This is a genomic window from Brotocaccenecus cirricatena (assembly GCF_020687045.1).
In the GTDB taxonomy this organism is placed as follows: Bacteria; Bacillota; Clostridia; order Oscillospirales; family Oscillospiraceae; genus Vescimonas; species Vescimonas cirricatena.
Genome location: NZ_JAJEPW010000015.1, coordinates 34762 through 58467 on the forward strand (window position 1 = coordinate 34762; position 23706 = coordinate 58467).

Sequence of the window (23706 nt, forward strand, 5' to 3'; positions counted from 1 at the left end):
AAATCAAAAACAGAGCATCCCTTCCGCGCCCGGAGGGGATGCTCAAATTTTTATTCACATTCGTGCTTCAACCGGCGGAGCATGCCGATGACGGTCTCGCGAGTCAGGTTCAGATCATACGCGCGGTTCAGCAGCTGGGCGATGCGCCCCGGCGGCCAGGCATAGGACACATAACGTTTCATGTCTTCCAGTGCGCCATCCGGCAGATCCGTCAACTCAATCACGACGGGGATGCTCCTTTCCGCATACCCGGCCCAGTCCGCCGGGCGTTTCTCACGGTAACAGGATAAACCCTTATGGTCCTACTGTCAAGATAATTATTCCATTTTCTCCCAAAAAGTACCCTTTATGTGCCAAAGAGTGTCTCCCCTGCCCGGATTATTTCTCCCGGACCAGCAGGCGCAGGGCCTGGGCGATGTTCTGCACCGGCAGCAGCTCCAGCCCCGGCAGGGGCTTGAGCTCCCGGGCCCGGCGGGCCGGGATCATGCACTGGGTGAAGCCCAGACGGTGCACCTCGGTCAGCCGCTGCTCCAGGTGGCTGATGGAGCGGATCTCCCCGGAGAGGCCCACCTCGCCGATGGCCGCCATATGGTCCGGCACGGGCTTGTCCAGATAGCTGGAGGCGATGGCCACCACCGCCGCCAGGTCCGCCGCCGGTTCCTCCAGGGTCAGCCCGCCGATGATGTTCAGATAGGCGTCGCACTGGGACACCTTCAGCCCGCCCCGCTTTTCCAGCACCGCCAGCAGCATGGCCGCCCGGTTATAGTCGAAGCCGTTGCTCATGCGCCGGGGGTTGGAGGCGCTGGCCGGGGCGATCAGGGCCTGCACCTCCGCCAGAACGGGCCTGGCCCCCTCCATGGCGCAGGTGACGCAGGTGCCGGGGGCGTCCTTAGGACGGCCGGACAGCAGCATCTCCGAGGGGTTCTCCACCTCCCGCAGGCCCCGGTCCATCATCTCGAACACGCCGATCTCGTTGGTGGCGCCGAAGCGGTTTTTTGCCGCCCGGAGGATCCGATAGGTCATGTGCTGGTCCCCCTCGAAATACAGCACGCAGTCCACCATGTGCTCCAGGACCTTGGGCCCGGCGATGGAGCCCTCCTTGTTCACATGGCCGATGACAAACACGGTGACCCCCTGGCCCTTGGCCAGCTGCATCAGGGCCATGGTGCAGTCCTTCACCTGTCCCACCCCTCCGGCGGGGGAATCCAGGTCCTCGTTATACAGGGTCTGGATGGAGTCCACGATCAGCACGTCCGGCTGCTCGCTGCGGACGCACTCTAAGATATTCCCCAGGCAGGTCTCCGACAGAACGTAGAGATTATCGCTCTCCGCGTCCAGGCGCTGAGCCCGCAGCTTCAGCTGGTGGGCCGACTCCTCGCCGGACACATACAGCACCCGGGCGAACTCCCCCAGCTTCTTGCAGATCTGGAGCATCAGGGTGGATTTGCCGATACCCGGCGCGCCGCCCACCAGCACCAGGGAGCCTTTCACCGCGCCGCCGCCCAGGACCCGGTCCAGCTCCCCCATACCGGTTGAAAAGCGGATCTCATCCGCCGTGCCGATCTCTGTAATGGGAACAGGCTTTATAGCCCTCGCCGACGCTGGCTTTCTGCCGGATTTCACCGGCTTATCCGCCTGCTCCACGATGCTGTTCCATGCGCCGCAGGCCGGGCAGCGTCCCGCCCACTTGGGGGTCTCGTTGCCGCACTCGGTGCAGTAAAATACGGTTTTGGTTTTCATGCGCTTGCTCCCTCCGTGTCGTGCTGGAGAAATCCGGCGGCGATGCACACCGCCAGCTTCAGCTGATACCCGCCGGTCAGCAGCTGCCCGGTTTCCGTCCGGTTGGACAGAAAGCCACACTCCACTAAAATGGCGGGACATTGTACATTTTTCATCAGATAGATGGTGCTGTCGATGGCCTTGGCGTTTTTCCCGTTTCCGGCGTTGACGGCGCCGTTCAGGGCCGCCTGGACCGTCTCGCCCAGCCGTGGGCCGGAGGCCGCGCCGTTATAAAACACCTGAGCCCCATGGACCGACGGGTGGTCGGGCATACTGTTCTGGTGGATGCTGATGAGCACCGCCTCCGGCTGGCTGTTGATCAGGTCCACCCGGTTTTTCAGGTCCGACACCTTCTTCTCCCGCAGGGTGACGGCCTCCGGCGAATAAATCGCGTCCTCCCCCGTCCGGGTCAGCACGGTATCCCGGCCCAGAAACAGCAGCACATCCCGCAGCCGCCGGGTGATGGCCAGGTTCAGGTCGCTTTCCACCACCCCGTCCGGGGACACCGCGCCGCCGTCCTCGCCGCCATGTCCGGCGTCCAGAACGATGGTCCGGCAGCCCGCTCCGGCGGCGTTTACAGCGGCAGGACATCCCGGCCGCAGGACGGCGGCGGCTCCCGCCAGCAGCAGCACCGCCGCAGCCGCCGCAAGATACCGGCGGCGAAGTATAACGATCATCTCCGCACCCCCTTCGGCTCACCGTATGCAGGGGATGCGTTTTCTATACCATACCACATTTTCCGATAAAAGGGAATCCCCCGTTTCCCGCCGGGGGAGGGGCACATATACTGGAGTGAGCCCCCGCGCGGGGGCCATACCCACGATTTGTGAAGGAGGAATCCCCTTGTACACAGAAACAAGCAGCTGCACCCCTGCCAATGGGTGCCCGCAGAACCAGGGCAGTCTCCCCGGCGGCTGCGGGGCGCTGGCCTTTCCCTTTGTGGCCATGCAGCAGCAGGACCCGCCCCGGTATGACCAGCGGGAGGCCCTGCAGCAGGGAACGTTGTTTCCAGGGCTGGACCTGCCGTTTCATAAGGAGCTGCGCAGCCGGTTCCCGGCGGCCAACAACGCCCTGTCGGAGCTGATGGCCCTGGATTTTGCCATTGACGAGCTGGGGCTGTATCTGGTGACCCATGCCGACGACCAGGAGGTCCTGAACCTGTATTGGAAGTATATCGCCCTGGCCAAGGAGGGCCGCGCCCGGTATCAGGAGCAGTACGGCCCCCTGACCCAGACCACCGTCACGGAGGGCGGCTATCGGTGGCTCAACGATCCGTGGCCCTGGGACGAAGGAGGTTCGGACTGATGTTTGTATATGAAAAGAAGCTGCAGTACCCCGTGCGCATCGCCAATCCCAACCCCAAGCTGGCGGCGTTTATCATCAGCCAGTACGGTGGTCCAGACGGCGAGCTGGGAGCGTCTCTGCGCTATCTGAGCCAGCGGTACTCCATGCCCTATCCGGAACTGAAGGCCCTGCTGACGGACATCGGCACCGAGGAGCTGGGACACCTGGAGATCATCGGCGCCATCGTCCACCAGCTGACCCGGAACATGACGCCGGAGGAGGTCAAGAAGGCGGGATACGAGGCGTATTTCGTGGATCACACCGCCGGTGTGTATCCCACCGCCGCCTCCGGCTCCCCGTGGAACGCGGCGTCCATGGCCGTCAAGGGCGACCTGATCGCCGACCTGACAGAGGACCTGGCCGCCGATGGTACGACTGCGTAAGAACAACATATCATCAAAAAACGATAGGACAAGCTATTTCCAAAACATAAGCGTACCGCACAGGCGGCGTTTCTCAATCCCGCACAGGGAGAACAGAAACGCCGCTTTTTTCATGCCCTTATGTTACGCAGTAGAGCAGGAAAAGCCTTGCAGCAAGCGGCTTTTGGGGCGCAGTTTTGACGAGGCAAGGTGTTTATACCTTTTCCCTTAAAAACGCGCTTCTACTGCGTAACAAAACCACAGCAAAGGAGTGATGAACAATGGCCGTTTTCCGTGTGGAACGAAACCGCGGCTATACCGTAATGAGCAACCACCATCTACGCAACAGGGACTTGACCTTGAAAGCAAAGGGGCTGCTTTCGCAAATGCTGTCCCTGCCGGACAACTGGGACTATACCCTTGCGGGGCTGTCCCGCATCAACCGGGAAAGTATTGACGCGATCCGTACCGCCGTATGGGAGCTTGAAAAAGCCGGATATATCACCCGGCGGCAGGGGCGCGACGAAAAAGGGAAAATGGCGGCAATCGAGTACACCATCTACGAGCAGCCGCAGTTGGAAAACCCGATATTGGAAAATCCAACAACGGATAACCCGATGTTGGAAAATCCGATGACGGATAATCCGACGTCGGAAAATCCAACGCAATTAAATAAAGATATATCAAGAACTGATTTATCAAAAAAAGAGAAATCAAATACGGATCTATCAAATACCCATTCCATTCCTATCCTTTCCCCTTACCCCTCACCTTTCACAGAGGACGCGGCAGAGCCGGAACGGAAAGGAACGGAAGCGAAAACGCAGAGCGCAATAGAGATTTACAGGGACATCATCAAGGACAATATCGAGTATGACATTCTCATACAGGACCCGCACATGGATAAAGACCGATTGGACGAAATCGTTGACCTCATACTGGAAACGGTATGCACAGCGAGAAAGACGCTCCGCATCGCCGGGGACGACTATCCGGCAGAGCTTGTCAAAAGCAAGTTTTTGAAGCTGACGAGCAGCCATATTGAATTTGTCCTTGACTGTATGCGGGAGAACACCACGAAGATCCGCAATATCAAGCAGTATCTACGGGCGGTGCTGTTCAACGCCCCGTCCACCATCGACAGCTACTATACCGCCCTTGTCGCCCACGACATGGCAGGCGGCGCATGGGCGAAGCCGAAAGGCGGCATACCCGATTACACCTGCAACGAGGGCGAAAGCCTGTAAAACCAAAGGAGGACAAGACTATGAAGCAGGGCGCATTGTTTTTTGACGAAACCTCTGACCGTTACGACATCCGCTTTGATCTTGCCGATTACTACGGCGGGCTGCATTGCGGCGAGTGCTTGGAGGTATTCACAGGCGGCAAGTGGAAGCCGACCCGCATGGAGTACGGCGACAACTGGTATCTTGCGGGTGTCCGCGCCGAGGACTTGAACGGCTTACTGGTGCGGATTTAAGCGGGGCGGCGCAGATAGCGGACGCCCATTTTTTGCGCCTAAAAGCGGCGCAGCACATAACACCGCGAAAGGAGGACGGTAAATGCAAGATGAAATCAACGAAAAAGTCATTGCCTTATCCATAAGGACGACCAAGCTCACCGCCGAAATGCTGCAAAAATCCATTCGCTTCATGCTTTCACAAATCAAAAAGCAGTTGGATAAGCCGGTGCAGCACCACGGCAAGCAGACCCTAAAACAGCTTATGAAGCAGAACGCAGGCGTAAGCAGCATCGAAATCACTGACAGCAATATCAAAGCCTTTGAAAGTACGGCAAAGAAATACGGCATTGACTTTGCGCTGAAAAAGGACGCGACGGAAAGCCCGCCTCGCTACCTTGTGTTTTTCAAGGGGCGGGACGCTGATGTTCTGACCGCAGCTTTTAAGGAGTTTTCCGCAAGGAAGCTGACACAGGAACAAAAACCCTCAATCCGAAAAGCTCTATCGGCGTTTAAGGAAGCCGCAAAGCAGCTTAACGCCGACCGTCAAAAGGTGAAAAATCAGACAAGAGGGGGCATTGAGCGATGAAAAGCATAAATCTGAAAAGGCTGATACTTCCCAATCTGCCTTATCTGCTCTTTGTGTATCTCTTTGATAAAGTGGGACAGGCGGCGCGGCTTGCGCCGGGGGCTGACTTCTCCGGCAAGCTGCTTTCCATTGGTGACGGCTTTGCCGCCGCCTTTTCCTCATTCGCGCCGAGCCTGCACCCCGCAGATTTACTTGTGGGCGTTTTGGGCGCAGCACTGATCCGGCTTGTTGTCTACGTCAAAGGCAAAAATGCGAAGAAATATCGCCGTGGCGTGGAGTACGGCAGCGCGAGATGGGGCAGCGCCGACGATATACGCCCGTACATCGACCCGGTGTTTGAAAACAATGTGCTGCTCACACAGACGGAACGGCTGATGATGAACAGCCGCCCGAAGCAGCCGAAATATGCACGGAACAAAAACGTGCTGGTGGTGGGCGGCAGCGGAAGCGGCAAAACCCGCTTTTTCGTCAAACCCAACCTGATGCAGATGCACAGCAGCTATCTTGTGTCTGACCCGAAAGGTTACAATATACCAAGATAGAAAAAGGTAGCGTTTTATCAACGCTAATTACATACAGAAGGGAGGCAAAACCGTGGCAAAGAAAGAAGAAATCAAAATCACAGCTCTATACGAGCGATTATCCAGAGACGATGAACAGGCTGGCGAATCGAACTCCATCCTAAATCAGAAAAAGTATCTCGAAGAATATGCCCGACAAAAGGGACTGAGAAATATCCGCCATTTCTATGACGATGGCTACTCAGGCACGAATTTCAACCGCCCCGGCTTTACCGCCCTGCTGGAAGAAATCGAAGCCGGACGGGTGGACACTCTGGTAGTAAAAGACCTTTCAAGGTTTGGCAGAAATTACCTGCAAGTCGGCTATTACACAGAGATTGTATTCCCGAAAAAGGGTGTTCGCTTTATCGCTATCAACAACAATGTGGATAGTGCCAATCCAACCGAAAATGACTTCACACCGTTTTTGAATATCATGAACGAGTGGTACGCCAAAGACACCAGCAACAAAATCAAGGCTGTCTTTAAGTCCAGAATGAAAGAGGGACTAAGGTGCAGCGGTGCTATCCCCTATGGCTACAAGCGTATCAACGGAGATAAGCAGACCCTTGTTGTGGATGAACCGGCTGCTGAAATCGTCAGAAAGGTGTTCCGTCTTGCCTGTCAAGGTATGGGCGTGACGGCGATTGCGGAACAACTGACCGAAGAAAAGGTGCTGATACCATCTGCATATACGGCAAAGTATTTCCCCGAAAATTGCAGAAACAGGAGCTTCAGCGACCCTTACCGTTGGAACGCAAATACGATTGGTCATATTCTGGACAGGCAGGAATATCTCGGTCATACCGTGTTGGGCAAATCCATCTGTGAGAACTTCAAGACAAAGCAACGCAGAGCCGCAACGCCGGAAGAACTGATGATATTCCCCGATACCCACGAAGCCATCATTGACCAAGACACATGGGACATTGCCCAGAAGCTCCGTGTTCGTGCAAAACCGAGAGCCGCAAACGGAACTTATTCCCACCGTTTGTCCGGCATGATCTATTGTGCGGATTGTGGTTCACGAATGGGATTCATCAGCCCCGAAGCAAGGCAAAGCGGAAAACATTATGATTCCGATTCTGCTTTTCAATGTGGCAATTATCGAAATCAGAACAATGAATGTGTTTCCCACTTCATTAAAACCTCTGCTCTGGAAGCGGCGATTTTGCAGGCAATCAAAGCGGTCAGCCAATATGTCATTGAGAACGAAGCAGAGTTTATTTCCCAGCTCAAGACCGTATGGAATGAGAGCAAATCCAAGTCAGCCAACAACGGACAGCAGGAAATTGACGAAGCCAAGAAACGAATGGCTGAACTGGATGCAAAGATACAGAAGCTCTATGACAGTGCCATCAGCGGTCTGTTGCCGGAGCGACAGGCACAGCGAATGATACAGCAGTACGATGAAGAACAGCTTATGCTGGAAAAACGAGTTGAGGAATTGCAGGGACAGATACAAGAGGAAGAAGTTGAGAAAATCGACACCAACCGCTTTATCGCCTTAGTCAACAAGTACCGAAACTGCGAGGAACTGACGGACACCATGCTCTATGCCTTTATTGACAGAGTGGAAGTCCACGAAGCCACAGGTGGTCGCACCGTTTACCGTCAGCAGAATATCGACATTTATTTCAACTTCATCGGCAACTACTATCCCCCTGTTGAAACTGTTTCCGAAGAAGAACGCATTGCCGCCATCGAAGCCGAGCAGTTGCGAAAGAAGCAGGAAAAGGCGAAACGAGCCGCAGAGGTTCAGAAACAGAAAAAAGCAGCATTGATGAAAGCTGTTGAAGCCGGAGACCCGGAAGCTATTGCTGAATATGAACGCAAACTTGCCTTGCAGCGTGAGCGAAACCACCGCAGACAGCAGAAAATCAAGGAAGCCAGAGAAGCCGACCCTGCCTATATCGCCCAAATGGAAGAAAAGGAACGCTTACAGCGTGAAAAGCTACTGGAAGCGGAACGCAAACGGACAGAACGAGCCAACAGGCAAAAGAAACTTTCCCGAAAGGAGCTGAAAGAAGCCGCCAAGACAGACCCGAAAGCCGCCGAGGAATGGCAAGCCTTGAAAGAAAAAGAAGCCGTAGCCAGACAGCGAAAAAAGGAGCGTGAGGAAGAACGCATGGCGGCAGACCCCGAATATGCCGCTATGATGGCAGAACGCAAGGCTGAATACACGAGGACAAGAACTGCCAAGCGACAGGCAGAGCGTGAAGCCCTTGTAGAGCTTGCCAAGACCGATGAAGAAGCAGCAAAGAAGCTGGCTGAAATGCGAAAGTATCAGAGCCAAGCTACTGTCAGAAGCTATCAGAAAATGAAAGCCGATGCAGAAGCCGGAGACCCCGATGCAATCAAACGCTATGAAACTACCCTTGCCAAACGCAGGGAAGAATATCACAGAAAGAAAGGTGCTTGAATATGGAACTGAATTTTATCAAATGTGGAGACTACTACATCCCCGACATCAAGCTGAAAAATCCGAATATCCGTCTTGGCAAGTGGGGACGGATGCGAAAGGAGTATCTGCGACTGGCTAATCCAGTCCTGTTCTCCGACATGGTGCTGAATGAAACTCTCTATGAGCATTGTGCGGAGATTGAGGAAACCGCCAAGAAGCGTATGGAAATCATCGTGCCACAGCTTGCAAAGGCATACGGCGTGACGGAGCAGCTCAAAGCCGAAAATCAAATCGAATGGGTTCGCCAGATGAACGCTTGTGTTGCACAGGCTGAGGAAGCCATCAAGGGCGAGCTGATTTACTGCTGAGAAAGGAGCGTGAATTTATGATTTTAGAAGCAATCTTCAATGGAGAGATTTATCCGGCAGAAACGGTAGTACCGAAATCAGAGAAGTTTCGGGAAGCAGGACAGGCAATCGCAGACATCATGCGATACTTTGAGCAGACATTGAGCAAAGAAGATTATGCGAAGCTGGATAAGCTCAATGACAATTTTGCAGACTGCCAGACTATGCAGACCGAGGAACATTTCAAGTATGGTTTTACAATGGGCGTTCTGCTGATGAAAGAGATATACGAACTGCCCGACTTTAAGTAAAAAAGTCAAGTGCAGAACCAACAATTTAATATCGTGAGCAAAGCGACAGGTATTTCTATTCTGAGTATCTGTCGCTTTTATTTTATCAACTATCAAGGAGGACTTTTGAATGAAAATGAACCTGAAGGAAATGAAAACCCTGTATACCTTTGGCTGTCCGAACCGTGAAGCAACGGTTGAGCGTTTGCGTTATGTAGCTGCCCTTACTCCTGATCCGGCGGCAAAGAAACTGTTCTATATGCTGTCGGTCAAGCTGAGTGACGAGAAGTGCGACAAATGGTATCGTCGTTTCTACTACAATCTGCGTTTGCAGATGCAGGAATACTACCAGCACAAGGCAGTCATTATGGATAGCTACTGGAATCATCACATGGAGAAAAGTTATGGCGAAGCTGACGAAGTATGAAAAAGAAACTATCATCCTCTTTAATGAGGGCGAGGACACAGCCAGTATCTACACCTACAATGCCAGCCTGCGAAAGCGACTGGCATTGTTCAGTAAAAAGCACCCCGATCTCTGCCGACTGGAAAAATCCCATGAGCAAGGCGGTGTGACTTATCTTCTGGACAAGTCCAGACTTTCTATCCGTCTGCAACCGCCGTACAGCGAGGAACGCAGACGAAAAGCAAGCGAGAACGCCAAGCAAAACGGTTTCAATAGCCAGATGGAATGATGTAGCATTTTGGGTTGATTTGCGGTCAAAATGTCGGGTCTGCACTTGATGTTTTCTTTGGCTGTTAGCTGAAAAATACAGATTATATGAGGTGTACAATGTTGAATTAGAAATACAGATATGATATACTTCGAGTAAGGATATAGTCCTGCAATTATAAATTATAAACATAAGCTGTATACGGAAAGAAGGATTTTGATATGAATTATAAGCATCCTAATTTATTCGTTATGATACCATACGAAGAACGCAATAGAGTATCAGGCTATTTTGATTTAAGCGTTGTTGGAGAAGAATATGCAAAGTTACTTGGTGATTTAACAGATGAATTATCAACATATGCCGTGTCTAAAAATGATGTTGGAGAAAATGCTGTAATTATCCCAATACTGAGAGCAGGAATGTCTATGTCAAATAGATTGACAAAAAGGTTGCCTAAAGCAGATGTTGCACGAATTAGCATGAGACGTAATTTGCATACATTAAAACCATTTGTTGCTTGGGATGAATTTGAACAGATAAAAGAACCAGAAAGTAAAAGAGTTTTTATCACAGATCCGGCACTTGCTACAGCTGGTAGCATTTTGAAAACACTGGAACACATGAAAAAGTATGGTTTCAAAGATGAAAATGTAGTTATTATGGCAATGTTCGGATGTCAATCTGGAATAGAACGAATTTTTAAGGAGCATCCAGAAGTGAAGCTATTTTTAGTCCATATGGCAGACGGAATTAGAGAAGATGGGTATTTACTGCCGTATAATGGAGATACCGGAGATAGATTATATGGAGTAAGAGAAAATGAATATGTAATTTGATAATGTGGAGGTAAAATTATGAATTCCAGAGAATTATTAAATGCGCTAAGTGTCGCTGAGCGTTTAAAAGATACGACAAGGCATTGCTATACATCGAAAGGAAGACACGAGAGTGTAGCAGAACATAGCTGGATGATGACGCTGATGGCTTTTTTTATGCGGGATGAGTTTCCAGATGTTGATATGGATAAAGTTATTCGTATGTGTATTATTCATGATTTGGGTGAATGCTTTACAGGAGACATTCCTACCTTTGATAAAAAGCAAGTGCATGAGGATATAGAAGAAAATTTACTATTTAACTGGATAGATACGTTACCGTCTTATTATGCAGAAGAAATGAAAGCTCTATATAATGAGATGACAGAAAGAAAAACTGTCGAAGCTAAGATATATAAAGCTATTGATAGCTTGGAAGCTTTAATTCAGCATAACGCTTCTGATTTATCTACATGGATTCCGAAAGAGTATAAATTAAATTTGACTTATGCAGATGACCGAGTGAGTTTTTCAGAATATCTTACTACATTACGACAAGCTATACGAGAGGATACACTTGCAAAGATAGAAAAATAGTTATAAGTATTGTCTAAGCCAAAGGCGATCAACCGTAAAAAGTTGGTCGCTTTTGTTTTATCCATTATTGCGAAAGGAGCTTGTCTATGAGTAAAGAAGAACTGGAAAAATTGGAGCGTGAGAAATATGTGGTCGAGCGAAAGCTGACCGCAGCCATGCACAAGGAAAAGCGATTGCAGAGCGAATTAAAGAGGTTGACCCGAAGTGAGCGAACCCACCGCCTTTGCACTCGTGCCGGAATGTTGGAAACCTTTTTGAAAGAGCCGACCACTCTGACCGATGATGATGTGATGGAGCTTTTGACTTTCATCTTTCACAGCGAAGCGGTTCAAAAGAAGTTGGATTTGCTGATTGCGAACCGAAAGGAATTGGGGCAGCCGAACGGGAGCTAAAAGACCCTTTTGGAAAAAGGGCGCAATTATACACCACCTAAAGGTTGTGCATTGCGTTCTGCCGAAAGCCCCTTGCAGGGAGCTGATGATTTCCGCAGTCTGCTCCAATCATACAGGGGAAGCTACACTTCCCCTGCGTTGGCTTTGCCAACTACCCCTTTGTGGACTTGCCGCCGGGAAACGATTGCAAGCAATCATTCCCCGACAGCAAGTTTATATTCCACCACCTGACCGCTGCTGAAAAGTATCGGTCATTTTTTTGCACCGAAAGGAGGTTCACACAAATTGCCAGTACCCCACTTCAATATCAAAATCACTCAGCGAAGCAAAGGCAACTCTGCGGTTGCCGGAGCTGCCTACCAAGCCGGAGAAAAGCTGTTTTCCGAGTATGACCAGAAAACCAAGAATTACACTTGCAAAAAAGAAGTGGTCTATACGGAAATCATGCTGCCCCCAAATGCTCCACCCGAATATGCAGACCGAGCAACCCTCTGGAACTCCGTTGAAGAAATCGAAAAGCAATGGAACTCACAGCTTGCAAGACGGTTTGTTGCCGCCCTGCCCAGAGAAGTCCCGATGGAGCTGTTACCGCAGATGGTCAAAGAATACTGCGAGGAACAGTTTGTTTCAAAGGGAATGTGTTGTGATTTCGCAATCCATGACCCCGATCCGCCGGGACACAATCCCCATTGCCATTTCATGCTGACCATGCGAGCCATTGATGAAAATGGAAAATGGATGCCTAAGAGCCGCAAGGTTTATGACCTTGACGAAAACGGCGAGCGTATCAAGCTCCCATCCGGCAGATGGAAAAGCCATAAGGAAGATACCGTTGACTGGAACGAACAGTACCATGCCGAGGAATGGCGGCATGGTTGGGAAATTGTTCAGAACAAATATCTGGAACTTGCCGGAAGTCCAGAACGGATTGATATGCGTTCCTATGAAAGACAGGGACTTGACATTATCCCGACAGTCCACATGGGAACGGCTGTCTCTGCGTTGGAGCGAAAAGGCATTGCCACCAACATCGGCAATCTCAACCGAGACATTAAAGCCGCCAACCGCATGATGAACGCTATCCGCAGCACTATCAAAAGTCTGCGTGACTGGATTGCTGACATTCTGGAAGCCACCAAAGAAGTCATTGCAGAAAATGAAGCGGAAAAGAAAAATGCTTCTCCGAACCTTGCCGTTCTACTGCGTGATTATCTGAATCTGCGAAAGGCAGAGCGTAGCGAATGGTCGAGATACGGACAGCAGAAAGGCACGACCGATGATTTGAAAACCATTTCCCAAGCGACCGTCTATCTACAACGGCATGAGCTTTTCACGCTGGAAGATTTGGACATTGCCCTGCAAGGGGTGAGTGAAAAGGCTACTGCCATTCGTGAAGATATGCAGAAAGCCGCTAACCGCATGAAAGCCATTACCGCCATTCAGACCGCCGTTGCTGATTGTGAAAAGCATAAAGCAGTCCATGACAAGTATATCAAAATCGGCTGGAAAATCCGAAAGGAAGCCTATGTCGAAAGTCATAAGGACGAGCTGACCGCTTTTAATAAGGCATACCGCATTCTGAAAAAGCATGGTGCTGATTTGAATGTGGATTTGAAAGCCTTGCAAAAAGAATATGACGGTCTGCGGACTACTCACGCTGATCTGAAAGAACAGCTTGCCGCAGTCAATGAAGAATTGAAGCCGATGAAAGATATTCGCTACTGGGTTAGCAAGGTTCTATCGCCGGAACAGACGGGAGAGAAACAGCCAGAGCCGAAGCATTCTCTCAAAGAACGCTTGCAGTATGAGCAGGAACAGAAGAAACAGAAACAGGTGCAGAAAGCACCCAAGCAGAAAAAACAGGATATGGAACTTTAACAGGCACTTGCCGTTTTCATTTGGAAAATAGCAGGTGCTTTTTCTATTTCAGGAGGAAATGCCTATTGAATTTATTTGAAGCAGTAAAACAGAATGTAACAACCCGACAGGCGGCAGAACGCTATGGAATCCGTATTAGACGAAACGGAATGGCGGTCTGCCCCTTTCACAATGATAAGAACCCCAGCATGAAACTTGACCGCCGCTTTCATTGCTTTGGCTGTCAGGCAGATGGAGACGCAGTTGACTTTGTTTCCCGACTGTTTGGCTTGCCGAGCAAAGAAGCCGCCATGAAGATAGCTGATGATTTTGGTATCAGCTATGACAGCAGACAGAAACCGTCAATCAGACCGAAAATCCGAGAGCCTACCCCGGAGCAGAAATATCAGCAGGAAGAAAATCACTGCTACAAGGTGCTGTCCGATTACTTCCATCTTCTGAGGAAGTGGGAAAAGCAATACGCACCGCAACGGACGGATGAAGTGTGGCACCCGCTTTTTGTGGAAGCATTGGAGAAGAAAAGCTATATCGAATACCTGCTGGATATTCTTCTCTATGACACTCCCGAAGAAAAGAAAGCTCTTGTAGCCGAGCAGAGAAAAGAGGTGATGAAACTTGAACAGCGAATTGCAGGACACACAGCCGAGCATGACCGTGGAAGAAGTCAGAGGAAGTCTGGACTTGACCGATAACGGAGCAATCAAGAACAGCATACGCAACTGTCTGACCGTTTTTCAGAATGACCCCGTTCTGCAAGGTGCTGTCAGATATAACATTCTTACCGAGCGTATCGACATTGTGAAGCCGCTTTGGTGGAGCAAGCAGACAGCGACCTTGACCGACACGGACTTAAATTATCTCATGCTCTATCTGGAAGATAAATATAGTCTGACCAGCGAGAAGAAAATACAGAAAGCCCTTTCCATTATCGCTGACAGCAACAAGTACCACCCTATCCGAGATTATCTGAACGGTCTGGAATGGGACGGAACAGAACGCATCCGCTATGCCTTGCCCCGATTTCTCGGAGCAGAGGAAGGCGAGTACACTTATCAGGCATTACGGCTGTTCATGTTGGGAGCAATCAGCAGAGTGTTCAAACCCGGCTGTAAGTTTGAAGTTATGCTCTGCCTTGTGGGTGGACAGGGTGCAGGAAAGTCCACTTTCTTCCGTCTGCTGGCAGTCAAAGATGAATGGTTCTCCGATGACCTGAAAAAGATTGACGATGACAATGTGTACCGTAAAATGCAGGGGCATTGGATTATCGAAATGTCGGAAATGATTGCCACAGCCAATGCCAAGAGCATTGAGGATATTAAGTCCTTTATCAGCAGGGCGAAAGAAACCTATAAAGTGCCGTATGAAACCCATCCGGCAGACCGCTTGCGACAATGTGTGTTCGGAGGTTCTTCCAACACGATGGACTTTCTACCCCTTGACCGAAGCGGCAACCGTAGATTTCTGCCTATCATGGTACACCCTGAAAATGCAGAGATTCACATTCTGGAAGATGAAGCCGCATCCAGAGCGTTCATTGATATGATGTGGGCAGAAGTCATGTTCATCTATCAGAACTTCCCTGTAAAGCTGACCTTATCAAAGGATATGGACAAGGAACTGAAAGAACTGCAAAAGCAGTTTATGCCGGAGGACACGAAAGCAGGACTGATCCAGTCTTTCCTTGATAACTTCAAAGGTACACAGGTCTGCTCCAAGCTGATCTATGCAGAAGCTCTGAACCACCCTTTTGATGAGCCGAAGCAATGGGAAATCCGAGAAATCAATGAAATCATGAACAACAGCATTGAGGGATGGAGACCGTTTTCCAATCCACGCAGCTTTGCCAAGTATGGCAGACAGCGAGGGTGGGAACGCATACCACCGCCCGACAACGAGCCATCGGCAACAGGCTCAAATCTGACGGACGGTTTTCGTGAACTGACCGAGGAAGAAGCCCGACAGATGGAATTACCGTTTTGAAAAAATGACCGTGTTGCCGACTATGTTGCTACCCCGTTGTCAAGTCCGTTGCAGGGCAAATCTCTTAAAAGTCCTTTATTTACAAGGGATTTTCTTCTCTGGCAACAAAAGCAACGGAGAAATCAAAGAAAAAAGTAAAAATAGTAAATAAGCCAGATAGGACTATGTTCGAGGTTTTTTGAAGTCCGTTGCCGGACTTCGTTGCCGACCACACACCCTGTCTGGCTTTTTCCATTTCAAGGAGGTATTGCATGACACAGAACACAACCACAGCAAAAGCACACAAGGCAACCCCGGTAGGAACATTCAACATGAGAATGGGAAACACCACCTATGTTATCGGCGTTCATTTCAGCAAGGAAAGCAAGGACACCTTAGAGGACAAGATGAAGCGGTTAATGCGTGATGATGTGAAAGCGGCGAATTTCTGAATTGAAAATAATTTGTGACTTTTCCGTTTTCTATCTTGACGAAACGCTTCCGAAAGGTACTCTCCTGCTTGAGTGCGGCAAGCTCCTGGAGCGCGGCAGTCCGAAGCTGGGCGAGGACGGAAAGCCCGTTAGAAAAAACGGAAAGATCGTCTATGAGCCGTACCGTATTAAGGTGCTGAATACCATTAACTTCAAAAAGAGCATGAAATACAATCCTTTCGCCTATCTCCGCGACGAAAAGGATATTTTGAAGCTGGTAAACACGCTGATTGCCAATACCAAGGGCAGCGGCGAAAAGTCCGGCGAGGATTTTTGGGTGAAAGCCGAGCGGCTGCTGTACTGTGCGTTAATCGGCTACATTCACTACGAAGCCCCGGACGCAGAGCGAAACTTTACGACGCTGCTTGAAATGATCAATGCAAGCGAAGCCCGCGAGGATGACAGCGAGTTTCAAAGCCCCGTTGACCTCATGTTTGAACGCTTGGAGGAAAAAGACCCGGAGCATTTTGCAGTCAAGCAGTACAAAAAGTTTCTCCTGTCTGCGGGCAAGACCCGTTCCTCGATCCTCATTTCCTGCGGTGCAAGGTTAGCCCCTTTTGACATTCGGGAGCTGCGGGAGCTGATGGAGAGCGACGAATTGGAGCTTGACACCTTGGGCGACAGAAAGACCGCGCTGTTCATCATCACCAGCGACACCGACCCCACCTTTGACTTTGTAACGGCGATGATCGTATCGCAGCTTTTCAACCTGCTCTGCACCAAAGCCGACGACGAATACGGCGGGCGGCTGCCCGTTCATGTGCGCTGTCTGCTGGACGAGGTAGCCAACATCACGATCCCCAATTTGGAACGGCTAATCAGCGTCCTGCGAAGCCGGGAAATCTCCGCTTGCCTTGTGGTGCAGGCGCAGAGCCAGCTAAAAGCCATCTACAAGGAACACGCCGACACTATCATTGGGAATTGCGACACAACCCTTTTCCTCGGCGGCAAGGAGAAAACGACGCTGAAAGAAATCTCCGAGGTTTTGGGGAAAGAAACGATTGACAGCTTCAACACTTCCGAAAACCGGGGGCGGGACGTTTCTCATGGGCTGAACTATCAAAAGCTCGGAAAGGAGCTTATGAGCCAGGACGAAATTGCCGTGATGGACGGCGGGAAATGTATCTTGCAGCTACGGGGTGTTCGCCCGTTCTTCTCCGACAAGTACGACATCACGAAGCACCCGAAATACAAATACCTTTCGGACTACGACAAGAAAAACACCTTTGACATCGAGAAGTTTTTGAAGCGGCAGCGACGCCCGGTAATCATCAAGCCGGATACTGTCTTTGACTATTACGAAATTGACGCAGCAGATTTACAGGAGGTTACGGAATGAACAGACGCATCAGAAAGAAGCGGGAAAAACAGCAGCTTGCGCAGGCGATCCGGGAGCTTGTCACCCTCGCGGAGAAACGGCAGCAAAAGCGGCAGGAAGCCATCGACCGCTTTCTGACCGCATACAGCGCCTACCTTGCCAAGCAGGGCGGCGCGGAAAGGAGGACGCCGTGACGAACGCCTGCAAAACGCCGGAAGCAGTCATGCAGACGCTTATCACCGCTCTTGCCGCAGGGCTTGCGGTATGGGGTGCCGTGCAGCTTTTGGAGAGTTTTCAAAGCGGCGGCGAACGCCAGCGGGCGCAAGCTCTCGATCTCATTAAAGCGGGCGGCGAAATTGTCCGCACCGCCACTTGGGAGGTGATACCGCCATCAAGACCGTAAGCATCGGCTACATGGTACGCGCTCCCACCTCTGCACTTCCTATTCCCTTGCGGGCATTGCCCGCGCAGCCGCCTTTTTTGACGAGGGCGGCTTTTTTCATGCACAAAAATACAAATACAAAAATTCAAGAGCCGCAAAGCGGCAGAAAGTGAGGTCAATCTATGACATTTTTTAATTCGGCAGTAGACGTATTGCAGACCCTTGTGATTGCACTGGGCGCAGGTCTTGGCATCTGGGGCGTTATCAACCTCTTGGAGGGCTATGGTAATGACAATCCGGGGGCAAATGCTCATGTACGGTAAGGAAGCAAGCAACCGAAAACAAGAGATAGACCGCCAGCACTACACTATTCCGAACCAAAGACCAAAAGATAAGCATTGTGGGAAAATCTAAACTTTTGGATTTTCCTACAATGCCGACTACGGCGGAATCCCTCCCACTCCTTATATCTTTCTTTCCGTATACATTGAATTTGTATTTAGTAAATGCTATAATGTCCCTATTCAAATTATAAATGTGTTGAATTAGTTACATGTACATATTTTTTGTGCCGGAGGAAGTGAAATGAAACAAAAAATTTATCTCATTACAGGCTTAATGGCTTCTGGAAAATCTACAGTTTCCGATTTACTGGCAAAATCAATAGAAAAATGCGTCCATCTTCGTGGTGATGTGTTCCGAAAAATGATTATTTCAGGCAGAGAAAATATGTCAGCTACCCCATCAGCGGAAGCAGTCCGCCAGCTGTACCTTCGATACAAATTGACTGCTGATGCGGCAAGGTCATACTTTGACAACGGCTTTTCTGTAGTGATCCAAGATAACTACTACGGTGATGAATTAAACCGAATGATAAATTATCTGCATAAATACCCTGTTGAGGTTGTCGTTCTTTGTCCAGATGTGGAAACAATAAAAGAAAGGGAACGATACAGGGAGAAAACAGGCTATTCCGGCTTTACGGTTGAAACCTTATACGATACATTTATGCAGACAACACCACGGATCGGCTTTTGGCTGGACAATTCCAATCAAACACCACAGCAGACAGCAGAAACCATTCTGAACACCAGGAAGCCGGTATGATTGTTACATATAAGGGGAAGAAAAATTTCTTTTAAGTACTTGCTTTCCTAAAACTGATGTGATATAATAGCTTCATTCCAGAAAAGGAGTAAAAAATATGCGGCAAGGTATTCTTAAATAAAACTATAATCAAATAGTGGGAACAAAGAATTATGATAGCTCCTTTTGTGGGGGCTTGGTTTTTTGTACCCAATTTAAGAATACTTTTGCCTTATCAATTTTGACATATTCAAAAAACAGCAATCACAAATAGGTGTATGCTGTATATGTGTATGTCCGCAAATTAGAATCCCCAGTGGTAAAAGTATTTTACTGCTGGGGATTTTTATGCCCTTTGGGGCTGTAAAGGGAGGACAATCACATGAAAATAATCAATATCGGCATTCTGGCCCATGTAGACGCAGGAAAAACTACATTGACAGAAAGTCTGCTATACACCAGTGGAGCGATTGCGGAACAGGGAAACGTGGATAAAGGGACCACAAGAACAGACACCATGTTTTTGGAGCGGCAGCGTGGGATTACCATTCAAGCGGCAGTCACTTCCTTCCAGTGGCACAGATGTAAAGTTAACATTGTGGATACGCCCGGCCACATGGATTTTTTGGCGGAGGTGTACCGCTCTTTGGCTGTTTTAGATGGGGCCATCTTGGTGATCTCCGCTAAAGATGGCGTGCAGGCCCAGACCCGTATTCTGTTCCATGCCCTGCGGAAAATGAACATTCCCACCGTTATCTTTATCAACAAGATCGACCAGGCTGGCGTTGATTTGCAGAGCGTGGTTCAGTCTGTTCGGGATAAGCTCTCCGCCGATATTATCATCAAGCAGACGGTGTCGCTGTCCCCGGAAATAGTCCTGGAGGAAAATACCGACATAGAAGCATGGGATGCGGTCATCGAAAATAACGATGAATTATTGGAAAAGTATATCGCAGGAGAACCAATCAGCCGGGAAAAACTTGCGCGGGAGGAACAGCAGCGGGTTCAAGACGCCTCCCTGTTCCCAGTCTATCATGGCAGCGCCAAAAATGGCCTTGGCATTCAACCGTTGATGGATGCGGTGACAGGGCTGTTCCAACCGATTGGGGAACAGGGGGGCGCCGCCCTATGCGGCAGCGTTTTCAAGGTTGAGTACACCGATTGCGGCCAGCGGCGTGTCTATCTACGGTTATACAGCGGAACGCTGCGCCTGCGGGATACGGTGGCCCTGGCCGGGAGAGAAAAGCTGAAAATCACAGAGATGCGTATTCCATCCAAAGGGGAAATTGTTCGGACAGACACCGCTTATCAGGGTGAAATTGTTATCCTTCCCAGCGACAGCGTGAGGTTAAACGATGTATTAGGGGACCAAACCCGGCTCCCTCGTAAAAGGTGGCGCGAGGACCCCCTCCCCATGCTGCGGACGACGATTGCGCCGAAAACGGCAGCGCAAAGAGAACGGCTGCTGGACGCTCTTACGCAACTTGCGGATACTGACCCGCTTTTGCGTTGCGAAGTGGATTCCATCACCCATGAGATCATTCTTTCTTTTTTGGGCCGGGTGCAGTTGGAGGTTGTTTCCGCTTTGCTGTCGGAAAAATACAAGCTTGAAACAGTGGTAAAGGAACCCTCCGTCATTTATATGGAGCGGCCGCTCAAAGCAGCCAGCCACACCATCCATATCGAGGTGCCGCCCAACCCGTTTTGGGCATCCATAGGACTGTCTGTTACACCACTCTCGCTTGGCTCCGGTGTACAATACGAGAGCCGGGTTTCGCTGGGATACTTGAACCAGAGTTTTCAAAACGCTGTCAGGGATGGTATCCGTTACGGGCTGGAGCAGGGCTTGTTCGGCTGGAACGTAACGGACTGTAAGATTTGCTTTGAATACGGGCTTTATTACAGTCCGGTCAGCACGCCGGCGGACTTCCGCTCATTGGCCCCGATTGTATTGGAACAGGCATTGAAGGAATCGGGGACGCAGCTGCTGGAACCTTATCTCTCCTTCATCCTCTATGCGCCCCAGGAATACCTTTCCAGGGCTTATCATGATGCACCGAAATACTGTGCCACCATCGAAACGGCCCAGGTAAAAAAGGATGAAGTTGTCTTTACTGGCGAGATTCCCGCCCGCTGTATACAGGCATACCGTACTGATCTGGCCTTTTACACCAACGGGCGGAGCGTATGCCTTACAGAGCTGAAAGGATATCAGGCCGCTGTCGGTCAGCCGGTCATCCAGCCCCGCCGTCCAAACAGCCGCCTGGACAAGGTGCGCCATATGTTTCAGAAGGTAATGTAAAGATACATAATCGTCAAGACGGCAACAATCAGAAGTTATGGAGGGTAACAATGGAATATAGTAAGGAAGATTTAATGGAAGCAAAAAAGCAAATTTGGGGAGTGGGAGAGAACATGGGAACAGAGGAAAGTAAAAAAATCTGGGAGGAGAACGCACAATTTTGGGATAATGCAATGGGTGACGAATCTAATGAATTTCACAGAGAGGTAGTGCGTCCCAAAGTAACGGAACTTCTATCTCCTAATCCTGCGGATTACATTTTGGATATTGCGTGTGGCAATGGAAATTATTCTTCGTATCTTGCACAAAGAGGCGCTTCGGTTGTCGCTTTTGATTACAGCAAAAAAATGATAGAATTGGCTAAAAGACGGCAATCACAATATGCAAAACAAATTGAATTTTGTGTGGCGGATGCGACCGATAGAAAAAGTATATTAGAATTAAAAAGAAATCGAGCCTTTACGAAAGCAGTTTCTAATATGGCAATTATGGATATTACGGATATTGAACCACTTCTTATGGCTGTTTATGAACTGTTGCAGGAAAGCGGAATTTTTGTCTTTGCAACGCAACACCCTTGTTTTGTCACGTTGACTGAAAAATATATGACACCGCACAGTTACTATGATATAGCGATTGAAGGGCAACCGAAAGAGCAGATTTATTATCATCGTTCCATACAAGATATTTTTAACCTTTGTTTTAGAGCTGGATTTGTCATTGATGGATTTTATGAAGAATGTTTTAAAACCAACAAAGAAATTCCTATGGTAATGATAGTAAGGCTTAAAAAGGTAAAACGTGATAGCTTAAAATAAATTCAAGTTTGCCGGATAAATAGCAAACCTGGCCGAGCCAGTCAACGGTCAAGATGAACGGGCTTCGCCCGCCGTTGACAGCCCCGCCCGGTTTTGCAGTTAGGCAGTCAAGGAGCGACAGCCTAAAGTGCTGCCGCCCCTTACTATCATAAAAAGCAACTACTAACCAGCCACAGCCCTTTTGGGAGGAAAGGGGGATTTTCCATGACCTGTACAGAAGAATATCGGGAACATATCGAGTACACTTTCCATGCCTTTTGCAAAGTCGTTATCCGAAATGCAACGATCAACGCAGCGAGGACACGGAGCAGGAAGCACAAAAGAGAAATATCCCTTGAATACCTCACAGACGAAAAGCACTACCCTTTAGGCACGACAGATGAATATTTCCAAGCCCCGGAGCCGGACGAGGAATACATACTTACCCTTTGCGGCGATACGGTCATTTTCAGCAGCGGCTTACTTGCGGAAGCCCTGTCACGGCTGGACGAACGGGAGCGGGAAATGATTTACCTGTCCTTTTTCAAGCGTATTCCACAGCACGAAATTGGCAGACAGTACGGGCGCAGCCGCAGCACAGCGGGCTACCATATCCGAAAAGTCCTACGGCAGCTCCAAGCGGAAATGGAGGGAATGGCATATGAGAAATAATAGGCTTCTCCCCTATGAAACAATCGTCCAAGCCACCAGCGGGGAGCCGGAAGCGGTGGGAACTGTATTGCAGTATTACCGCCGCCGCATACAATGTGCCGCCCGTGTGAATGGACGGGTAGACCAAGATACAGAGGACTACATCACCCAGACGCTTCTCACAGCTATTTTCAAGTTCCGCTTTGGGAGATAGCCCTACCGCCTACAACTGAATAACCGCCGCTTCGCCGGCAACCAGAAAGCAGTAAATCTATTCAACAGATTTGCTGCTTTTTTTCGTTCCTGTTTGGCATTTTTGAAAATCCCCAGTATGAAAAAACAAAAGGGAAAATTGCCGCCGCAGTTGGCAAAATCCCTTACTTATCCGTGGAGGGTATCAAAGAAAAAAATACTGCCATTGTCCGCCTTTTTCGGCTTGCGTGGTGTTGTAGGGAATAAGGGGAAATTCTAAAAATCTCCGTCCATTTTGCTTTGCGTGGTGTTGTAGGTAGTGAAAGGAAAATTTTCAAGATATGCCGGAATAGCGGGTAGCAAAGCCCTTTTGAAACGTCTTGTTAGCGGAAAGTACGGAAGCCGGGGAACGCCGGAGTTTTTCAGAGCAAGATTCTACCGCAGTACCAAAATTCGCTTATCGCTCATTTTGCCCCTGCGGGAATCTTGTTGGGGAGTGCCTTCCCCAAACCCTGCTTATGCGGCTTACGCCGCTGGAAAATCCCTCAAAATAATTTTTCGGATTTTTCAAAAACAGTTCCGCTTTACACCCTGTTTTTCTCCTATTAGTGAGAGGACACCACGCACAGCCGAAGGAGGTTTTACCATGCGAAAACGATATAACACGCCGCACCGCAGCCGGGTAGTCAAGACACGCATGACCGAGGAAGAATACGCCGAGTTTGCGGAAAGGCTTTCTGCTTACAACATGAGCCAAGCCGAGTTTATCCGGCAAGCCATAACCGGGGCAGCCATACGCCCCATCATAACCGTTTCCCCCGTCAATGACGAGTTGCTTGCCGCTGTCGGGAAGCTGACCGCCGAATACGGCAGGATCGGCGGCAACTTAAACCAGATAGCCCGGACGCTGAACGAGTGGCACAGCCCCTACCCGCAGCTTGCCGGGGAGGTACGGGCGGCGGTTTCCGACCTTGCTGCCCTAAAGTTTGAAGTCTTGCAGAAAGTGGGTGACGCTGTTGGCAACATTCAAACATA

27 protein-coding genes and 4 pseudogenes are annotated in these 23706 nt (G+C 49.8%); 28 read left to right on the forward strand and 3 right to left on the reverse strand.

What is annotated here, in order from left to right; genetic code table 11:
* Window positions 1–50: 50 nt before the first annotated feature.
* From LKD37_RS06825 to LKD37_RS06835, 3 genes are all read right to left on the reverse strand, one after another.
* The gene (locus tag LKD37_RS06825) at window positions 51–224 is read right to left on the reverse strand and encodes a hypothetical protein (RefSeq protein WP_302928527.1); all 174 of its coding nucleotides are present in this window, start codon (window positions 222–224) and stop codon (window positions 51–53) included.
* A 154-nt stretch (window positions 225–378) separates the two neighbouring features.
* On the reverse strand, window positions 379–1740 hold the full coding sequence (radA, locus tag LKD37_RS06830) for a DNA repair protein RadA (protein ID WP_302928528.1): 1362 nt from the start codon (window positions 1738–1740) through the stop codon (window positions 379–381).
* A complete protein-coding gene (locus LKD37_RS06835) occupies window positions 1737–2456 on the reverse strand; it encodes an N-acetylmuramoyl-L-alanine amidase (RefSeq protein WP_302928529.1) in 720 nt (239 codons plus the stop codon). The genes radA and LKD37_RS06835 overlap by 4 nt, the downstream gene beginning before the upstream one ends.
* Window positions 2457–2622: 166 nt before the next feature.
* Between LKD37_RS06835 and LKD37_RS06840 the strand changes: the two genes are divergently transcribed.
* The 28 genes and pseudogenes from LKD37_RS06840 to LKD37_RS06975 all read left to right on the forward strand — a co-directional run.
* Complete coding sequence (locus LKD37_RS06840; protein WP_302928530.1) at window positions 2623–3084, forward strand: spore coat protein CotJB; 462 nt, start codon at window positions 2623–2625, stop codon at window positions 3082–3084.
* A pseudogene (locus tag LKD37_RS06845) lies at window positions 3084–3491 on the forward strand (manganese catalase family protein); the annotation flags it as partial. The gene LKD37_RS06840 and the pseudogene LKD37_RS06845, both read left to right, overlap by 1 nt.
* 275 nt (window positions 3492–3766) lie before the next feature.
* Entirely contained in the window at window positions 3767–4732 is a 966-nt protein-coding gene (locus LKD37_RS06850; RefSeq protein WP_302928531.1) for a DUF6017 domain-containing protein, read from the forward strand.
* Between the two features lie 20 nt (window positions 4733–4752).
* Complete coding sequence (locus tag LKD37_RS06855) at window positions 4753–4965, forward strand: DUF5348 domain-containing protein (protein WP_302928532.1); 213 nt, start codon at window positions 4753–4755, stop codon at window positions 4963–4965.
* A gap of 82 nt (window positions 4966–5047) precedes the next feature.
* The gene (locus tag LKD37_RS06860; protein WP_302928533.1) at window positions 5048–5533 is read left to right on the forward strand and encodes a PcfB family protein; all 486 of its coding nucleotides are present in this window, start codon (window positions 5048–5050) and stop codon (window positions 5531–5533) included.
* Window positions 5530–6057 (forward strand): annotated as a pseudogene (locus LKD37_RS06865) (type IV secretory system conjugative DNA transfer family protein); the annotation flags it as partial. The gene LKD37_RS06860 and the pseudogene LKD37_RS06865, both read left to right, overlap by 4 nt.
* Window positions 6058–6127: 70 nt before the next feature.
* Window positions 6128–8515 (forward strand): recombinase family protein, encoded by a 2388-nt coding sequence (locus LKD37_RS17730; protein WP_004612921.1) that lies wholly within the window; start codon window positions 6128–6130, stop codon window positions 8513–8515.
* Window positions 8516–8517: 2 nt separating this feature from the next.
* Complete coding sequence (locus tag LKD37_RS06875; RefSeq protein WP_004612920.1) at window positions 8518–8865, forward strand: TnpV protein; 348 nt, start codon at window positions 8518–8520, stop codon at window positions 8863–8865.
* A gap of 17 nt (window positions 8866–8882) precedes the next feature.
* Complete coding sequence (locus tag LKD37_RS06880; RefSeq protein ID WP_004612919.1) at window positions 8883–9155, forward strand: DUF6809 family protein; 273 nt, start codon at window positions 8883–8885, stop codon at window positions 9153–9155.
* Between the two features lie 109 nt (window positions 9156–9264).
* The gene (locus LKD37_RS06885; protein WP_004612918.1) at window positions 9265–9561 is read left to right on the forward strand and encodes a hypothetical protein; all 297 of its coding nucleotides are present in this window, start codon (window positions 9265–9267) and stop codon (window positions 9559–9561) included.
* Entirely contained in the window at window positions 9539–9829 is a 291-nt protein-coding gene (locus LKD37_RS06890; RefSeq protein ID WP_004612917.1) for a hypothetical protein, read from the forward strand. Before LKD37_RS06885 ends, LKD37_RS06890 begins: the two co-directional genes overlap by 23 nt.
* Window positions 9830–10029: 200 nt before the next feature.
* The gene (upp, locus tag LKD37_RS06895; protein WP_004612916.1) at window positions 10030–10647 is read left to right on the forward strand and encodes a uracil phosphoribosyltransferase; all 618 of its coding nucleotides are present in this window, start codon (window positions 10030–10032) and stop codon (window positions 10645–10647) included.
* Between the two features lie 18 nt (window positions 10648–10665).
* Window positions 10666–11223, forward strand: a complete 558-nt coding sequence (locus tag LKD37_RS06900) for an HD domain-containing protein (protein ID WP_004612915.1) — start codon at window positions 10666–10668, stop codon at window positions 11221–11223.
* Between the two features lie 86 nt (window positions 11224–11309).
* Window positions 11310–11615, forward strand: coding sequence for a DUF3847 domain-containing protein (locus LKD37_RS06905; protein WP_004612914.1), 306 nt, complete (start codon window positions 11310–11312; stop codon window positions 11613–11615).
* A gap of 285 nt (window positions 11616–11900) precedes the next feature.
* The gene (mobQ, locus tag LKD37_RS06910; RefSeq protein WP_004612912.1) at window positions 11901–13493 is read left to right on the forward strand and encodes a MobQ family relaxase; all 1593 of its coding nucleotides are present in this window, start codon (window positions 11901–11903) and stop codon (window positions 13491–13493) included.
* 65 nt (window positions 13494–13558) lie between these two features.
* Complete coding sequence (locus tag LKD37_RS06915) at window positions 13559–14185, forward strand: CHC2 zinc finger domain-containing protein (protein WP_004612911.1); 627 nt, start codon at window positions 13559–13561, stop codon at window positions 14183–14185.
* The gene (locus tag LKD37_RS06920; RefSeq protein ID WP_044987284.1) at window positions 14142–15473 is read left to right on the forward strand and encodes a virulence-associated E family protein; all 1332 of its coding nucleotides are present in this window, start codon (window positions 14142–14144) and stop codon (window positions 15471–15473) included. The genes LKD37_RS06915 and LKD37_RS06920 overlap by 44 nt, the downstream gene beginning before the upstream one ends.
* A 251-nt stretch (window positions 15474–15724) precedes the next feature.
* Window positions 15725–15904 carry a transposon-encoded TnpW family protein gene (locus tag LKD37_RS06925; RefSeq protein ID WP_004612908.1) on the forward strand — a complete coding sequence of 60 codons (180 nt, stop codon included), beginning with the start codon at window positions 15725–15727 and terminating at the stop codon, window positions 15902–15904.
* Window positions 15905–15947: 43 nt separating this feature from the next.
* Window positions 15948–17282, forward strand: a pseudogene (locus LKD37_RS06930) (VirD4-like conjugal transfer protein, CD1115 family); the annotation flags it as partial.
* Entirely contained in the window at window positions 17279–17455 is a 177-nt protein-coding gene (locus tag LKD37_RS06935) for a hypothetical protein (RefSeq protein WP_302928534.1), read from the forward strand. The pseudogene LKD37_RS06930 and the gene LKD37_RS06935, both read left to right, overlap by 4 nt.
* A complete protein-coding gene (locus LKD37_RS06940; RefSeq protein ID WP_302928535.1) occupies window positions 17452–17664 on the forward strand; it encodes a Maff2 family mobile element protein in 213 nt (70 codons plus the stop codon). Before LKD37_RS06935 ends, LKD37_RS06940 begins: the two co-directional genes overlap by 4 nt.
* Before the next feature lie 161 nt (window positions 17665–17825).
* Window positions 17826–17954 (forward strand): annotated as a pseudogene (locus LKD37_RS06945) (Maff2 family mobile element protein); the annotation flags it as partial.
* 274 nt (window positions 17955–18228) lie between these two features.
* A complete protein-coding gene (locus LKD37_RS06950) occupies window positions 18229–18750 on the forward strand; it encodes a P-loop nucleotide/nucleoside kinase family protein (RefSeq protein WP_003505403.1) in 522 nt (173 codons plus the stop codon).
* Between the two features lie 361 nt (window positions 18751–19111).
* On the forward strand, window positions 19112–21031 hold the full coding sequence (gene tet(W), locus LKD37_RS06955) for a tetracycline resistance ribosomal protection protein Tet(W) (protein ID WP_302928538.1): 1920 nt from the start codon (window positions 19112–19114) through the stop codon (window positions 21029–21031).
* Window positions 21032–21081: 50 nt separating this feature from the next.
* Entirely contained in the window at window positions 21082–21849 is a 768-nt protein-coding gene (locus LKD37_RS06960; RefSeq protein WP_002586626.1) for a class I SAM-dependent methyltransferase, read from the forward strand.
* Between the two features lie 204 nt (window positions 21850–22053).
* On the forward strand, window positions 22054–22500 hold the full coding sequence (locus LKD37_RS06965) for an RNA polymerase sigma factor (RefSeq protein WP_003505338.1): 447 nt from the start codon (window positions 22054–22056) through the stop codon (window positions 22498–22500).
* Complete coding sequence (locus LKD37_RS06970) at window positions 22490–22693, forward strand: helix-turn-helix domain-containing protein (RefSeq protein WP_003505336.1); 204 nt, start codon at window positions 22490–22492, stop codon at window positions 22691–22693. Before LKD37_RS06965 ends, LKD37_RS06970 begins: the two co-directional genes overlap by 11 nt.
* A gap of 624 nt (window positions 22694–23317) precedes the next feature.
* Window positions 23318–23706 (forward strand): plasmid mobilization protein (locus tag LKD37_RS06975; protein WP_302928539.1); only part of this gene is annotated, 389 nt, incomplete at its 3' end.